Annotated in this window: 13 protein-coding genes and 1 tRNA gene; 9 read left to right on the top strand and 5 right to left on the bottom strand. The window is 71.8% G+C overall.

Annotated elements, in window-relative coordinates; all coding sequences use genetic code 11:
• Positions 1-634 precede the first annotated feature (634 nt).
• From AC07A4_RS26690 to AC07A4_RS26680, 3 genes are all read right to left on the bottom strand, one after another.
• Entirely contained in the window at positions 635-1,600 is a 966-nt protein-coding gene (locus AC07A4_RS26690; RefSeq protein ID WP_478602976.1) for a DUF5926 family protein, read from the bottom strand.
• Between the two features lie 260 nt (positions 1,601-1,860).
• The gene (locus AC07A4_RS26685) at positions 1,861-2,493 is read right to left on the bottom strand and encodes an ATP-binding protein (RefSeq protein ID WP_478602974.1); all 633 of its coding nucleotides are present in this window, start codon (positions 2,491-2,493) and stop codon (positions 1,861-1,863) included.
• A 53-nt stretch (positions 2,494-2,546) separates the two neighbouring features.
• On the bottom strand, positions 2,547-3,380 hold the full coding sequence (locus AC07A4_RS26680) for a glycerophosphodiester phosphodiesterase (protein WP_478602972.1): 834 nt from the start codon (positions 3,378-3,380) through the stop codon (positions 2,547-2,549).
• Between the two features lie 582 nt (positions 3,381-3,962).
• Between AC07A4_RS26680 and AC07A4_RS26675 the strand changes: the two genes are divergently transcribed.
• Together AC07A4_RS26675 and AC07A4_RS26670 are read left to right on the top strand one after the other, a co-directional pair.
• Complete coding sequence (locus AC07A4_RS26675; RefSeq protein ID WP_478602970.1) at positions 3,963-5,555, top strand: S1C family serine protease; 1,593 nt, start codon at positions 3,963-3,965, stop codon at positions 5,553-5,555.
• Between the two features lie 39 nt (positions 5,556-5,594).
• Positions 5,595-5,679: transfer RNA gene (locus tag AC07A4_RS26670), tRNA-Ser, on the top strand.
• Between the two features lie 121 nt (positions 5,680-5,800).
• Here the strand turns inward: AC07A4_RS26670 and AC07A4_RS26665 are convergent.
• Positions 5,801-6,787: a bifunctional DNA primase/polymerase gene (locus tag AC07A4_RS26665; protein ID WP_478602968.1), complete on the bottom strand. Its 987-nt coding sequence runs from the start codon at positions 6,785-6,787 to the stop codon at positions 5,801-5,803.
• A 368-nt stretch (positions 6,788-7,155) separates the two neighbouring features.
• On the opposite strand from AC07A4_RS26665, the gene AC07A4_RS26660 reads away from it, so the two are divergent.
• The 7 genes from AC07A4_RS26660 to AC07A4_RS26630 all read left to right on the top strand — a co-directional run bounded on the left by AC07A4_RS26660 (position 7,156) and on the right by AC07A4_RS26630 (position 14,297).
• Positions 7,156-7,467 carry a hypothetical protein gene (locus tag AC07A4_RS26660; RefSeq protein ID WP_478602966.1) on the top strand — a complete coding sequence of 104 codons (312 nt, stop codon included), beginning with the start codon at positions 7,156-7,158 and terminating at the stop codon, positions 7,465-7,467.
• A 613-nt stretch (positions 7,468-8,080) separates the two neighbouring features.
• A complete protein-coding gene (locus AC07A4_RS26655) occupies positions 8,081-9,157 on the top strand; it encodes a bifunctional MaoC family dehydratase N-terminal/OB-fold nucleic acid binding domain-containing protein (RefSeq protein WP_478602964.1) in 1,077 nt (358 codons plus the stop codon).
• A gap of 14 nt (positions 9,158-9,171) precedes the next feature.
• Positions 9,172-9,639 carry a MaoC/PaaZ C-terminal domain-containing protein gene (locus tag AC07A4_RS26650; protein ID WP_478603164.1) on the top strand — a complete coding sequence of 156 codons (468 nt, stop codon included), beginning with the start codon at positions 9,172-9,174 and terminating at the stop codon, positions 9,637-9,639.
• Entirely contained in the window at positions 9,636-10,802 is a 1,167-nt protein-coding gene (locus AC07A4_RS26645; protein WP_478602962.1) for a lipid-transfer protein, read from the top strand. Before AC07A4_RS26650 ends, AC07A4_RS26645 begins: the two co-directional genes overlap by 4 nt.
• 52 nt (positions 10,803-10,854) lie before the next feature.
• The gene (locus tag AC07A4_RS26640; protein ID WP_478602960.1) at positions 10,855-11,688 is read left to right on the top strand and encodes a DUF1906 domain-containing protein; all 834 of its coding nucleotides are present in this window, start codon (positions 10,855-10,857) and stop codon (positions 11,686-11,688) included.
• Positions 11,689-11,870: 182 nt separating this feature from the next.
• The gene (locus AC07A4_RS26635) at positions 11,871-12,434 is read left to right on the top strand and encodes a SigE family RNA polymerase sigma factor (RefSeq protein ID WP_423628669.1); all 564 of its coding nucleotides are present in this window, start codon (positions 11,871-11,873) and stop codon (positions 12,432-12,434) included.
• Between the two features lie 213 nt (positions 12,435-12,647).
• Positions 12,648-14,297 carry a long-chain fatty acid--CoA ligase gene (locus tag AC07A4_RS26630; RefSeq protein WP_478602958.1) on the top strand — a complete coding sequence of 550 codons (1,650 nt, stop codon included), beginning with the start codon at positions 12,648-12,650 and terminating at the stop codon, positions 14,295-14,297.
• Positions 14,298-14,374: 77 nt separating this feature from the next.
• On the opposite strand, the gene AC07A4_RS26625 is transcribed toward AC07A4_RS26630, so the two are convergent.
• Positions 14,375-15,703: an MFS transporter gene (locus AC07A4_RS26625; RefSeq protein ID WP_478602956.1), complete on the bottom strand. Its 1,329-nt coding sequence runs from the start codon at positions 15,701-15,703 to the stop codon at positions 14,375-14,377.

Here is a 15,703-nt window from a genome sequence, read left to right as displayed (position 1 = left end):
TCCGGGCATGGAAACGCCCGGTTGCTGGCGACGGGGGATGCACCAGCAACCGGGCTACCTGAACGGTAACAAGAGATCGGCGCTTGGCAAATTCGATCTCAGTTATCCAGACAGGGATTTACCTGTGTCCATGGGGAGTTGTGACGGGAGTCACGCATTCCGATCCGACTGACCGGTGGGTCAGGGAGACAGAGGTGGGGCGCCTGCACACCGTCCGACCGGCGGCTCCGGGCGCTCGCACGGTGAAGAGCGCGTGACATCACGACGGCGAAAGGCCGCCCGCCGCCACCCGGCACCACCAGCCTGTTCGAAATCCGGTCCGGGACGTCAGCTGAATGTCGTCCGTGAGTTCGGAAAAACGGGGGCGTGCGCGGCGGTTTCACGCGCTGGGCGGAGCGCGGGGCGCGTTTCGTGCCCGGCGGCCGTGGCATCCGGCGGGAGGCCTGGTGCCAGGTCCGGCGCGAGATCCGGCGGGAGGTCTGGCGCGAGGTCTGGAGGGGAGGGGTCCGGAAGGGGCCGGAGGGGAGTGGAGGGGGGAGGGGGGAGGGGGGAGGGGGGCGGCGCGCTGGCGGTGGAAACGGCTCCGCGCGGGGCCCGAGGGGGCTCCCGCGCGGAACGGCCACATCGCTGGGCGCTAGCTGAGCGTCACCTGGCGGTTGGTGAGGCCGCCGCGGGCGCGCCGCTCCTCCGGGGTGAGCGGATCCGTCGTCGCGAGGGCCGCGGCGAGCCGCTCGGCGAACTCCGCCGCGGGCTTCTCCACGTCCTCGGCCCCCGTGCCGCTCGGCAGGTCCCACACCGGCACGGTCAGACCGTGCGCCCGGAACGAGCCGACCAGGCGCGTACCCTCACCGAGGCTGGACGCACCAGCGGCGTGCAGCCGGGCGAGCGCGTCGAGCAGCTGCTCTTCGGGGTGCGGCATGACCCAGCGCAGGTGGTTCTTCTCCGGCGTCTCGCACCAGTACGCGGAGTCCACGCCGGACAGCTTCACAGTGGGGATGGCGGCGGCGTTCGCGCGCTCCAGGGAGGCGGCGACCTCCGTCGACGCGTTCTCCGCGTCCGGCACCCAGAACTCGAAGCCCGTGTGCACGACCGGCTCGAAGGGGGCCTCGTCGGCCAGCAGGTCCTGCAGGCGCGGCCCCTCGGCGGGCGTCCGGCGGCCCTCGACGGGCTTGCCCGGCTCGGTGGTGAGGGCGCGGCCCAGCGTGTCGGCGAGGTCGCGGCTGATGTCGCCGGAGGAGGTGTCGTTCTGCAGGCCGAGGAGGACCGAGCCGTCCTCGCGGCGCAGCGCGGGCCAGGCCATCGGCAGGACGGTCGCGAGGGTCACCGAGGGCACGCCCTCGGGCAGCCCGTCCTTCAGGGTGAGCTCGACGGTCGCGGCGGGCACCAGCTCGCGCAGGGCCACCCAGTTGCCTTCGCCCGCCAGGCCCTCGAAGGGGCGGTGCACCAGCTCGGTGACCGCGTGGGCGGCGGCGCGTCCGTGACAGGCCTTGTAGCGGCGGCCCGAACCGCAGGGGCAGGGTTCCCGGGCGCCGACGACCGGGACCTCGTGGTCCTTGAGCTGCGACTGCTTGCCCTTGGTCTGCGGGCGCTTCTTGGCCATCTGGGTGTCTCCCGGTTACGGCTCGCTTGCGTACGGGCGCGAGCCTAGCCGTTCACCGGTGAACCGGGCCTATGCGTCGGCACCGGGGCCTGCGGCGGCGGCCGGAGCGCTCGGACGGGGGCACGGCCGGGGCGGTCTGCCGGAGTGCTCAGCCGGAGTGCACGGCTCGGGTGCTCAGCCGGAGTGCACGGCTCGGGTGCACGGCCGGAGTGCACGGCCGGACTGCACGGCTGAGGTGCTTGCTCGCTGGGCCGGAGCGCTCAGTCCACGTCGTCGAACGGGTCCGTGAAGCCGAGCTCGGCTATCGCGGAGGCCGACGGCGCGGCGACGCGCGTAGCGAAGTCCTCGTGGCGGTGACCCGCGTGCACGAGCGCCCACACGGTGACCTCGCCGCGGGCGTCGTCGCGCACTCCCCAGGAGTCCGCGAGGGCGGTGATGATGTTGAGCCCGCGGCCGCCGTGGGCGGTCACCGAGGGAGTGGCCGGAATCGGGCGGGTCGGGCCGCCACCGTCCGTCACCTCGACCGTGAGGCGCCCCGCCTTGTCGACGCGCCAGGCGGCGCGCACGTCTCCGTCGTCGCCGCCGTCGCCGTCCTTCATGCCCGTGCCCAGGGGTCTGCCGTGCCGGCAGGCATTGCTCAGCAATTCGGACAGGATCAGAACGGCGTCGTCGATGACGGACTCCGACACCCCGTTGACGCGAAGCTGATCGCGCATTCGGTGTCTGGCTTCCCCCACGCCCGCAGGACCATGGGGTACGGCCATGCTCGACGACGTGGGCACCTCCCGTGCCACCACAAACGCCACCCCCGAGACCTCCTTTGCCCCACGCCACGGTGTGAATGCCCCAATGGACTGGACCGGAAACCGGCCAACCCCGGGATGGTGACGCACTCGTCACGATCGAATACGGAGCGAACGCGCCGGTGCACTCCCCGTAACGGAAGTTAGCCGCGGCCCAGTTGGGACAGGACTTGCTTCGGGCGGTTGGTGATGATCGCGTCCACGCCGAGCCGGGCGCACAATTCCACGTCCCTGGGGTCGTTCACCGTCCACACGTGGACCTGGTGACCGGCCCGGTGGAGTTTGGCGACGTACTCCGGGTGGTTGCGTACGATCCGGATGCTCGGTCCCGCGACACGCACTCCCTGGGGCAGCCGTCCGTCGCGGTGGCGCGGCGAGACGAACTGCATCAGATAGACCGTCGGCAGGGTCGGCGATGCCGCCCGCACGCGGTGCAGCGACCGTGCCGAGAAGCTCATCACGCGCACCGGGGAGGGCCCTTCGGGGGGTGGCGCGTCCAGACCGAAGCGCTTCAGGAGGTGCAGCAGCCGCTCCTCCACCTGGCCCGCCCAGCGGGTGGGGTGCTTGGTCTCGATGGCGAGCTGCACCCGCCTACCGGAGGCGTTGTTTTCGGCCACGAGCTCTAGGAGCCGCTCCAGAGTGAGGACCGAGGTGTCCCCGGGGGCCGCGCCCACCTCCCAGTCGGGCCCCTCGGCGTACGGGCCGTCGTCGCCGTTCTTCCAGGAGCCGAAGTCGAGCGCGGCGAGGTCGGCGAGCTCCAGCGTGGAGACGGCGCCCCGGCCGTTGGAGGTGCGGTTGACGCGGCGGTCGTGGACGCAGACGAGGTGCCCGTCCGCGGTGAGCCGTACGTCGCATTCGAGAGCGTCGGCGCCGTCGTCGATGGCCTTCTTGTAGGCGGCCAGCGTGTGCTCCGGAGCGTCCTCGGAGGCTCCGCGGTGGGCGACGACCTGGATGAGGTGCTGTGGTGCGTGGGTCACCGCGTCATGGTGCCACCGTCGGGGGCGCGATGGTCGCGCCGGGCGCTGGGCCGCGGGGCGCGCGGCGGCCGGGCCGCGGGGCGCGCGGCGGTTCTCAGGCGAGGGGCGCGGAGTTTCTCAGCGTCCTCTCATTCTCCCTTCAGCTGTCTCTGTGACTCCTCTGTGAGCCTTCCGGTGAGCTTTCCGAACGCGGCGGTTTCGCCCACCGTGAACGCACAGGGTCGGCTTATGGTGGCCTGACAGCCCATGGGAAAAGCTGACTGGGACAACTGAATGGTTGACAGCGGTGGCGGTGGTCGACGGGGACGCCTTGGCGGCGGCCCCGGGACCGGAGGGACGGGCAGGCCCGGCCCAGCCGCGCGACGGCGGCCGACCTCCGGCCTCCGGCCGAGACCGACCCCGCCTGCGAACGACCTTCGCCTGCGAGCAACTCTCGCCTGCGAATGACCATCGCTTGCGGACGGCCTTCGCTTGCGGACGGCCTTCGCTCGCGAACGGCCTTCGCTCGCGAACGACCTTCGCATGAGACCGCCCCTTTGGCCGTGACCGAGTACGACAGCGTGGACCGAGGAGAAGAAAGCTGTGAGCACCGAGAACGAGGGCACTGCGGTTCCCCCGGCCCCGTCCGCACCTCCTGTGCCGGTGGACACTCCCGCTGCTCCCGCCCCCACCGCGTCGGCGCCGCCGGCACCGGAGGCGTCCGCTGCGCCCGACACCGCTCCTGAGTACGCTCCGCGGGACGCGGCGCCCGCACCGGAGCCCGCCCCGGCCCCGGCGGCCGAGGCCCCGCAGCCCCCCGCGCCGCAGGTCCCGGACCCGTACGCGCACACCACGGGCCAGCACGCGCCGCCCGCGCACGCGACGGCCGCGTACGCCACCGGGGCGCACACCCAGGCGCCCGCCCCCGCCCCCGCCCCCGCGGCGGCGAGTGGCGCCTGGCCGCCGCCTCCGCCGCCCGCCGTGCCGGCGTACTCGCAGAGCGGCGGCTCCGGCCACGGCTGGGGCTCCTCCTGGACTGCCGAGCAGCCGTCCGCGCCGAAGCCGGGCGGCGGCCGCCGCGGCGGCCTGGTCGCGGCCGTGCTCGCGGCGGCGCTCATCGCGGGCGGCGTCGGCGGCGGCCTCGGCTACTGGGCGGCGGACCGCAACGACGACAGCGGTACGGACTCCACCACGGTCGCCGCCTCAGACGCCCCAGCCGACCTCAAGCGGCAGCCCGGATCGGTCGCGGACATCGCGAACAAGGCGCTGCCGAGCGTCGTCACCCTGGAGGCCTCCAGCGGCAGCGGCGAGGGCGGCACGGGCACGGGCTTCGTGTACGACAAGGAAGGCCACATCCTCACCAACAACCACGTGGTGGCGTCGGCCGCCGAGGGCGGCAAGCTGTCGGCGACGTTCTCGAACGGCCAGAAGTACGAGGCCGAGGTGGTCGGCCGCGCCCAGGGGTACGACGTGGCGGTCATCAAGCTCAAGAACAAGCCGTCGAACCTGCGCCCGCTGCAGCTGGCCGACTCCGACAAGGTCGCCGTCGGCGACTCCACCATCGCGATCGGCGCCCCCTTCGGCCTGTCCAACACGGTCACCACGGGCATCGTCAGCGCCAAGAACCGCCCGGTGACGTCGAGCGACGGGGCCAGCAGCAAGAGCTCGTACATGAGCGCCCTGCAGACCGACGCCTCCATCAACCCGGGCAACTCCGGCGGCCCTCTCCTGGACGCGCGCGGCGCGGTCATCGGCATCAACTCCGCGATCAAGCCCGCTGACAGCGGCGGCGGCCTCGGTGGCGGCCAGTCCGGTTCCATCGGCCTGGGCTTCGCGATCCCGGTGAACCAGGCGAAGAACGTCGCGCAGCAGCTGATCAAGACCGGCGAGGCCACCTATCCCGTGATCGGCGCCTCGGTCTCCCTGGCCGACGGCTCGGACGGCGCCACGATCTCCGACCGCGGCGCGGCCGGATCGGGCCCGGCGGTCGAACGGAACGGCCCCGCGGACAAGGCGGGCCTGAAGTCCGGCGACGTGATCACGAAGCTGGACGACAACGTCATCGACAGCGGCCCCACCCTGATCGGCCAGATCTGGACCCACAAGCCGGGCGACACCGTGAAGATCACTTACGAGCGCGACGGCAAGGAGCACACCGTCGACGTGGTCCTGGGCGAACGCAAGGGCGACAGCTGACCCGCTACTCTTGACCCCGCGCCGATCCCACCGGCGCGGGGTGGGTTGCCCGAGCGGCCTAAGGGAACGGTCTTGAAAACCGTCGTGGCGCGAGTCACCGTGGGTTCAAATCCCACACCCACCGCGGCAGGTCGGCGCAGGCGCTGACCGACAGGGGCGCCCCCATTGAGGGGGCGCCCTTCTTCATGGCCCGGCATGGTGGCCCTCTTCTTGTCTCGGCCGCCCGGTGCGGGGCCCGTGCTGGTTCACGCGTGTCCCGTCAGGCGGGCCGCTGAGGCGATCGTGGAGCGGGCCTCGCGCGCGGTGAGGCCGACGCGCAGGGCGGCCTCGGTGAGGGGGCCGGTGAGGGCCTCGCCGAGGCCGTTCTCGTACGCGCGGCAAGCGGCCCAGAACAGGCGGGTGTTGCGCTGGCGCTCGTGGGCGGCGAGGACGAACTGTACGAGTCCTTGGCCCTGTTGGTCCGGTGGGGCTCCCGCGCGTGGGGCGGTGGTCCGGCGGGGGCGCGTAGGGGGCGCGAGCAGGTACAGGAGCGCCGGGGGGCACGCGGCCGGTGGCAGCCGCGCGGTGCCGGGCACCGTGCTGTACACGCCCCGGTCGGTGCGGGAGCCGGGGCCGACCAGATAGCCGCCCGCGCCCCGGATGTCGATGCCGGGGGCGAGGCGGCCCGCCGAGTTGGGCACGACCACATCCGGAGGGCCGGACAGCCAGATGTGGCGGCCGCCGCTGGGGGTGGTCACGACGACGGTCTCCGGGATGGTGAACAGGTGCCGCAGCGCCAGTTCGCGCAGCGCGGCGGGCGCGTCGGTGCCGGACTTGGTGTCCAGGTCGATGCCGATCAGGCGGTACGGCGGCAGCCCGCAGGCGATGCCGTACCCCGAGGCCCAGGGTGCGGCGGCGAACAGCTCGCGCACGCGCACGGGGTCGGTGGACGCGTCGTACACGCCGTGCCCCATGCGCCCGCACTCGCCGTGGCACGGCGTCGGACGGGGGTCGTCGTGGTGCGGCGAGCGCAGCGCCGGGAGCTTGGCGCGGGACAGCGGGATGACGGCCAGGCCCCGCTCGGCGGCGGACAGGGCGTGGGCCAGGGCGAGGGTGGCGGTGTGGCGGTCAGCCGCGTGACGTGCCCGCGCGCGGGGATGCGGGGCGTCGCCCGGGTGCCGGGGAACGCGGGGGTGGTCGCGGTTGTCGGGGTTCGTGTCGCGGTCTGCTCCATGGCGGTCGATGGGGGCCATGACTTCATTTTCGTACTGACGTTCGATGAAGGGAAGGGGGAGGGGACCTGGTGGTGGCCGAATGCGGGTAGTGCGGCCTTTTGCCGGGGTTTTGGCGGAACGCTTCAGCCCGTGCGGCATCTGGGATCGGCTGGGGCGTTGGTGCTGAGCTGGGGCTTCAGTGGCGTGAAGCAGGTTTATCGACTTGTCCTCACGCTTGCGGGGGAATCGAGCCTTCCGGGGTGGTTCGGAGGGGATTCGGTGGGCAACTCTGGTCTCGCGACGTCGTGCAGATACCAGGGCGGTCGGCCAACTGCCCCGGATAAAGCCGTACTTGAGATGCTCCGGCTGCCGCCGGTGAGCGTCTCCCGTTTCTGGAGGAAATAGACATGGCAAGCATCCGTACCGCCCGCGTTCTCGCCGCCGTCGCCGCCGTTCCGCTGGCCGCCGCCCTGTTCTCGGGTGTCGCGACCGCTGACAACGGCTCGTTCGCGGACAACGGATCCAACGCGGGCGTTGCGGTCGTCGACGGCAGTGGCGTCGGCGATGACAACAACGGCAACTCGTCGACCACGCAGCAGCAGGCGGTCGGCAACGGCGCCTCCAACCAGAGCAACACCGCCCAGGTGAACGGCTCCGCGTTCACGGAGATCGACCAGTCCAACGCCAACGTGGCGGTCAACTTCAGCGAACTGTGGTGAGCTCCGGCCTCGCCGGGGAGTGATCCTCGGAGGGCTGCTCAGTGGGGTGATGTGACGGCTGCGCGGCGGTACCTCGGGTACCGCCGCGCAGCTGTGTTCCGGGGGCGGGCGATGGCCAGGGTGTTCGGGGGTCGGCTGCTCTGGGGAGGGGGTGCCGCCCGGCTCCGCTGCCCTTGGCGCGAGCCGGGATCCGGGTCCTGTGCGTGGCTGGGCGGTCGGGATCCGCGTCCTGCATGCGGTCGGGCGGCTGGGATCCGCGTCCTGCGCGTGGCCGGGCGGTGGGGGGCTTGACACTCTCATTGAATCTGACGGACAGTCAGAAAATGTTCGGACGGCGGCGGCTGACGAGTGGAACCTGATCGGCGGCCGCGGTGTACCAAAAGTGTCAGGAGATCGCGGGACGGACGACAAGCGGCGGGCGGGGCTGGGGCGGATGAGCGGTCGAGCGCGAAGGGCGCAGGAAAGCACGGCGGCGACGGACGGAGAGGCACGGGGCGAAGCGGCGGCCACCGGCGGAGAGCGGGGCGCGAGCGGACCCGAGCGGGGGGCCTTAGGGCGGGCGGGGCCCGGCGATGATGGGAGAAGTGGGGGGTCCGGCGGGGAGCCCGATCGGTTGTACGCGCGCTTGAAGGCGTACGAGGGCCGGTCCGCGGCCGAGTCCGCCCACGGCAAGGACGCCGTCAACGAGCCGATGATCCGGCACTGGTGCGAGGCGATGGGCGACACCCATCCGGCGTACGAGGGACCGGACGCGATCGCCCCGCCGACGATGCTCCAGGCCTGGACCATGGGCGGCCTCACAGGCCACACGGGACGCTCAGGGGCGTACGACGACCTGCTCGCGCTTCTCGACGACGCGGGATGCACCTCGGTCGTCGCCACCGACTGCGAGCAGGAGTACGCCCGCCCACTGCGGCCGGGAGACACCGTCACCTTCGACGCGGTGATCGAATCGGTGTCGCCGCGCAAAACGACGAAACTCGGCACCGGGTACTTCGTGACGACCCGCATGGACATCCGCACGGCGGGCGAACTCGCGGGCACCCACCGCTTCCGGATCCTCAAATACCGCCCCGCGACACGGAAGCCCACGGCACAAGGCGAAGCGCCGCGACCCGACGGCACGCCCGGTCAGCAGAGCGGTCCGCCCAGGCGCCCACGGCCGGTCGTCAACAGGGACAACGCCGGATTCTGGGACGGCGTGGCGCGGCACCGGCTCCTCATCCAGCGCTGCGTCACCTGCACCACCCTCCGCTTCCCCTGGCTGCCGGGCTGCAACGCCTGCGGCTCCCCCGAGTGGGACACCATCGAGGCGAGCGGCGACGGCACGGTCTACTCGTACGTCGTCATGCACCACCCCCCGTTTCCCGCGTTCACCTCCCCGGCCGACGCCTCCGGAACGCCGGGGCCGTACGCGGTGGTGCTCGTCGAACTGACGGAAGGCGTCCGCGTCATCAGCAACGTCATCGGGGTGCCGCACCACGCGGTGCGGATCGGGATGCCGGTGCGGCTGGAGTTCCAGAGAGTGGACGAGGAACTGGAGCTGCCGCTGTTCCGGGTGACAGAGACGCCACCGGCCGGCCCGCCGCAAGCGGCCGCGGTACTGTCCGGCCGGGGGAGACAACGGGCGGCGGAACCGGTCAGCGGGCCCCCGGACGCGGTGTCCGTGCCGGAAGGAGTCGTGCGCTGATGGACCGCACCCCGATGAAGCCCGGCGCCGCCCTGCCGCCGCTCGAGATCCCGATCACCCGCACCCTGATCGTCGCGGGCGCCATCGCCTCGCGCGACTACCAGGACGTGCACCACGACGCGGAACTCGCCCGGCAGAAGGGCTCCCCCGACATCTTCATGAACATCCTCACCACCAACGGCCTGGTGGGGCGCTACATCACCGACCACTTCGGCCCCACCGCCCTCCTGCGCAAAGTGACCATCCGCCTCGGAGCGCCCAACTACCCGGGAGACACCATGGTGGTGACGGGCACGATCGAGCAGGTCGACCACGGCAGCGACAGCGAGACGGCGACGGTCAAGGTCACCGGGGCGAACAGCATCGGCACACACGTCACCGGCACCGTGACGGTCACCGTCCCGGCCGCCGAAGCGAGCAGCAGGGCGCCAGCGGGCCGACGCGCGCACGGCGATCCGGCGAACGCGGGAGGCGCGGCATGAGCGTACGGACGAGGGACCACCTCGGCGGGACAGCCGCGATCGCCGGAATCGGCGCCACGGAATTCTCCAAGGACTCCGGCCGCAGCGAACTGGCCCTGGCCGCGGAAGCCGTGCGCGCCGCCCTCGACGACGCGGGCCTCGCCCCCGCCGACGTCGACGGCCTGGTCACCTTCACCATGGACACCAGCCCGGAGATCACCGTCGCGCAGGCGGTCGGCCTCGGCGAGCTGTCCTTCTTCTCCCGCGTCCACTACGGCGGCGGCGCCGCCTGCGCCACCATCCAGCAGGCCGCACTCGCCGTCGCGAGCGGAATCGCCGAAGTCGTCGTCTGCTACCGCGCGTTCAACGAACGATCCGGCCGCCGCTTCGGCACCGGAGTGCGCCACCGCGAGCCGACCGCCGAAGGAGTCGCCCTCGGCTGGGGGCTGCCCTTCGGGCTGCTCACCCCCGCGTCCTGGGTGGCGATGGCCGCGCAACGCTATCTCCACACCCACGGCCTGACCCCGGAGGCCTTCGGCCACGTCGCGGTCACCGACCGGAAGTACGCCGCGACCAACCCAGCGGCCCACTTCCACGGAAAACCCATCACCCTGGAAGACCACGCCGCCTCACGATGGATCGTGGAACCTCTTCGGCTGCTCGACTGCTGCCAGGAAACCGACGGCGGCCAGGCCATCGTCGTGACCACCACCGAGCGCGCCCGCGACCTGGCGAAACCACCCGCCGTCATCACCGCGGCCGCACAAGGCGCGGGCCGGGCACAAGAACAAATGACCAGCTACTACCGCGACGACTTCACCGGACTCCCCGAAATGGGCGTTGTCGCCCGACAGTTGTGGCGCACCTCAGGGCTCACACCCCACGACATCGACGTCGGCATCCTCTACGACCACTTCACGCCGTTCGTCCTGATGCAACTGGAAGAGTTCGGCTTCTGCGCGCCGGGCGAAGCCTCCGAGTTCGTCGCCAAGGAGCGGCTGCCGCTGAACACCCACGGCGGTCAGCTCGGCGAGGCCTATCTGCACGGGATGAACGGCATAGCCGAAGCCGTCCGCCAGCTGCGGGGCACCGCCGTGAACCAGATACCAGGCGCCGCGCACGCCCTGGTCACCGCGGGCACCGGGGTCCCCACTTCGGGGCTGATCCTGACGGCGGACGGCTGAACGCGGCGCGTGTCCCTGGCCCCGCACACCACCGGGCCCCTTCACTCGCCGTATGCGCCACCAAAGGAAGATCATCGGCACCGCCCTCGCCCTGACCCTGGCCCTGTCGACACCAGCCCTGGATACCCCGGCAGCAAGCGAACCCCGGCACACGGACCGCGCCGCGGAGCCCACCGTCTTCCGTGGCCAGGGCTTCGACACCTGCCTCACACCGTCGTCCGACACCATGCGGCGCTGGCTCGACTCCCCCTACCGCGCGGTGGGCGTCTACTTCGGAGGCCGCGGCCGGGCCTGCGCCAGCCAGCCGAACCTGACCCGCGACTGGCTCCGCGAAGCCGACACCATGGGCTGGCGCGCCCTGCCGCTGTACGTCGGCTCACAAGCACCCTGCGTACGAGCGGCGAACAAACAACACGTCCGCATCGGAAGCGAACCCGGACCCCAAGGCACCCGCGAAGGACACGACGCGGTGCGCGCGGCGGCCGCCCTGGGCATCCAACCCGACAGCCCGCTCTACCTGGACATGGAGGCCTACCCCCACCAGAACGCACCCTGCGCCCGCGCCACGCTCACCTTCGTACAGGCATGGAACCGCGAAGTGCGCAGCCACGGCTACGTACCGGGCTTCTACAGCAGTGCCGACTCCGGCGTACAACACATGGAAGAAGCACGCCGCACAGGAGAGGAGGACCTGCCGTCCGTGATGTGGTTCGCACGCTGGAATTCCCGCCCTGACCTGGACGGCGAGCCATCGCTGGCATGGGACGCCTGGCAGCCGCAACGACGCATCCACCAGTACGCGGGCAACGTGAAAGAGCGATACGGCGGACGCACCCTGCAGATCGACCGCAACCTCGTACACGCACCCGTGGCACAACTGGGATGAGCGCCCACAGAGGGCGCACGGCAAGCGGTTTCGCACCCCTCAGGGTCCAACCCTCAGGAGGAGGCTCCCCCTCCTCCACCTTCAGGAGGTGGGGCTACCTCCCCTCGTACAACCTGAGGCGGACACCGCTTCGGGACCTGCGGCCGATCCGCTGATGTAGGGGTCGCTTCTAGCGTGGAGCCATGACCGCATCCATGGTGTCCGTGTGCACCAGCGCATCGAAGGCCGCGACGCGGAGCGCGGGACCTTCCGCCTACCCGTCGTTCGCCTCCTACGTCCGGGCCCGCCAGCCCGTGCTGCTGCGCACCGCGCGCTCGCTCACGGCGAACCCGAGCGATGCCGAGGACCTGCTGCAGACGGCGCTCACCAAGACGTATGTGGCCTGGGACCGAATCGAGGACCACCGGGCGCTCGACGGCTATGTGCGCCGGGCCCTGCTGAACACGCGCACCTCGCAGTGGCGCAAGCGCAAGGTCGACGAGTTCGCCTGCGACGAACTGCCCGAGCCCGAGACCGTACCGGCCGGCGACCCGGCCGAACAGCAAGCGCTCCACGACGCCATGTGGCGCGCCATCATGAAGCTGCCCGCACGGCAGCGCGCGATGGTCGTCCTGCGGTACTACGAAGACCTGAGCGAGGCCCAGACAGCTGAAGTGCTCGGTGTGTCCATCGGCACCGTCAAGAGCGCGGTCTCCCGCGCGCTCGGCAAACTCCGCGAGGACCCGGAGCTCACCCCGGTCCGCTGAACACCGGCCCCGACCGGGCCACGACACCGGGCAGCGCCCCTTACGCGCGCCCCGCTGACGGTCGCGGCACGGACGACAGCCGCCCACTTTTACCCTCCTGTGCTCCCGCGGGTAGTGACATACCGCCTGGTATGCGGCAAGAATCTGAGGCTACTGCCAGGTAGAGCGCCGGGAACGCCCGGACGCCTGCCGCCCGCCCACCGGGAGGACGCCGTGCTGAGCACGATGCAGGACGTACCGCTGACCGTGACCCGCATCCTGAACCACGGGACAACCGTGCACGGAAACTCACAGGTCACCACCTGGACCGGCGACGGCGCCCCGCAGCGCCGCACCTTCCGGGAAATCGGCGCCCGCACCGCCCAGCTCGCCCACGCCCTGCGCGACGACCTCGGCGTCCGCGACGACGACCGCGTCGCCACCTTCATGTGGAACAACAGCGACCACGTCGAGGCCTACTTCGCCGCCCCCAGCATGGGCGCCGTCCTCCACACCCTCAACCTGCGACTCCCCGCCGACCAGCTCACCTGGATCGTGGGCCACGCCGCGGACCGCGTCATCATCGTCAACGGCTCCCTGCTCGGCCTGCTCGCACCGCTCCTCGACCGCATGCCGACCGTCGAACACCTCGTCGTCTCCGGACCCGGCGACCACTCCCTCCTCGACGGCACCCGCGCCCGCGTCCACGACTACGAAGAGCTGATCGCGGGCAAACCCACCACCTACGACTGGCCCGAGCTCGACGAACGGCGCGCCGCCGCCATGTGCTACACCTCCGGCACCACCGGCGACCCCAAAGGCGTCGTCTACTCCCACCGCTCCATCTACCTGCACTCCATGCAGGTCAACATGAGCCAGTCCATGGGCCTCACCGACGCCGACACCAGCCTCGTCGTCGTGCCGCAGTTCCACGTCAACGCCTGGGGCCTGCCCCACGCCACCTTTATGACCGGCGTGAACATGCTGATGCCGGACCGCTTCCTGCAGCCCGCCCCGCTCGCCGAGATGATCGAGGCCGAGCGCCCCACCCACGCCGCGGCCGTCCCCACCATCTGGCAGGGCCTGCTCGCCGAACTCACCGCGAAGCCCCGCGACGTCAGCTGCCTCGGCCAGGTCACCATCGGCGGCTCGGCCTGCCCGCCCGCCCTGATGGAAGCCTTCGACCGCCTCGGCATGCGCGTCTGCCACGCCTGGGGCATGACGGAGACCTCCCCGCTCGGCACCGTCGCCCGGCCGCCCGCCCACGCGCTCGGCACCGACAAGGAGTTCGCCTACCGCATCACCCAGGGCCGCTTCCCGGCCGGAGTCGAGGGCCGCCTGGTCGGACCCGACGGCAGCCACCTCCCCTGGGACGGCAAGTCCACCGGCGAACTCGAAGTCCGCGGCCCCTGGATCGCGGGGTCCTACTACGGCGGCGTGGGCGGCGAAGACCTCAAGCCCGAGGACAAATTCAGCGCCGACGGCTGGCTGAAGACCGGCGACGTCGGCGTCATCACCGCCGACGGATTCCTGACCCTCACCGACCGCGCGAAAGACGTCATCAAGTCCGGCGGCGAATGGATCTCCTCCGTCGAGCTGGAGAACGCCCTCATGTCCCACCCGGCCGTCGCCGAGGCCGCGGTCGTCGCCGTACCCGACGACAAGTGGGGCGAACGCCCCCTGGCCACCGTCGTCCTCAAAGAGGACACCACCGCGGACTACACGGACCTCCGCGACTTCCTCGCCACCCGCGTCGCCAAATGGCAACTCCCCGAACGCTGGGCCTTCGTGGCCGCCGTGCCCAAGACGAGCGTCGGCAAGTTCGACAAGAAGGTGCTGCGGAGGCAGTACGCGGAGGGGGAGTTGGATGTGACGCGGGTCTGAGGTCTTGGTGGGCGGGGTGGGGGTGGGGCCCCTCCCCCCCTCCCCCACCCCCCCCACCCCACCCCTCCCTCCACCCCTCACCCCTCCCGCACAGCCACAGCAGCCCCCCACCCCAGTACCAGCCACGCCCCGGCCACCGCGCAGACGCCGGTCCAGCCCCAGTGGGTGAAGGCCGTGCCCGCGAGGGCCGAGGCCAGGGCGCCGCCGGTGAAGCCCGCCACTACGTAGGCCGTGTTGGCGACGGCCGGGGTGCGTGTCGTGGTCAGGGCCAGGGTCTGGTTGGCGACGTGGCTCGCCACCAGGGCCGCGTGGACGGCGACCGCGGCCGCGCACAGGGCCCAGAGCCGCTGACCGCCCAGCCAGAACAGGGGCACGGACACCGCTGCCAGGGCGTAGGCGGCCGAGACCACCTTGGCTGCGCCGAAGCGGTCGACGAGGCTGCCCGCGAGCGGTGCCACCACGCTCGCGGCGAGCCCGAAGAGCCCGAAGAGGCCGGCGGCCCCTGTGGTCATGCCGTACCCGTCGCCGCCGCCGTTGGTGAGCAGCAGCGCGAGGGACGTCCACAGGGCGCTCCACGCGCCGTACATCCCGGCCTGGCGTATGCAGGCGCGGCGTAGTTCCGCGGAGTTCCTGACGACGCGGGGTATCTGGGCGAGGCCCGCGAACAGTGGTCCGGTGCCGCGGCGGCCCTCCTTGGGCAGTACGGCCGCCGAGGTCAGGCCGAGTAGCGCCGTGAGCGCGGCGGCGCCGAGGAAGACCGCGCGCCAGCCGAAGGCCTGGCCCGCGAGGCCACCCAGGACCCGGGCGGCGACGACGCCCGCGAACAGCCCGGCTATGACGGCGGCGACGTGGCTGGCCCGCCGGTGCGCGGGTGCCCGTTCGGCGACGAGGGGCACGAGCAGTTGTGGGACGACGGTCGCCGCGGAGGCGATCAGGACGGCGGCGGCGAGCGCGGTGGTGCCGGTGGCCGCCGCGCCGAGCGCCAGTGCGGCGGTGGTCAGCAGGGAGAGCGCCGCGACGAGCCCCCGGCGGTTCACGCGGTCGCCGAGCGGGGCGAAGAACAGCAGCCCGGCGGCGTATCCGAACTGTGCGACTGAGGCGATCCAGGCGACGGCCGACGGTGTGGAGCCGAAGTCGCGGGCGATGAGGGGGAGCAGTGGTGCCGCGACGTAGATGTTCGCGGCCGTGACCGCTGTGCAGACGGCTATGAGGGTGAGGAACAGCCCTGGTGGGAGGCGGTCCGGTCTGGTGGTCGGAGCGGTGGTCGCCGTGGGGTTCGGGGTGGGGTTCGGGGTGGGGTTCGGGGTGGGCTCGGTCGTTGTGCGCGGCGCGGGGGAGGGGGAGCGGCCTGTCGTCGTACGCAGGTCTCGCGCGTTCGCCGTGGGCGGCGGTGGTGCTGAAGACAT

The sequence above is a fragment of the Streptomyces sp. NPDC043996 genome, assembly GCF_056435225.1.
Note: the sequence above shows the minus strand (reverse complement) of the source record. Positions and strands in the feature narration are given on the sequence as shown.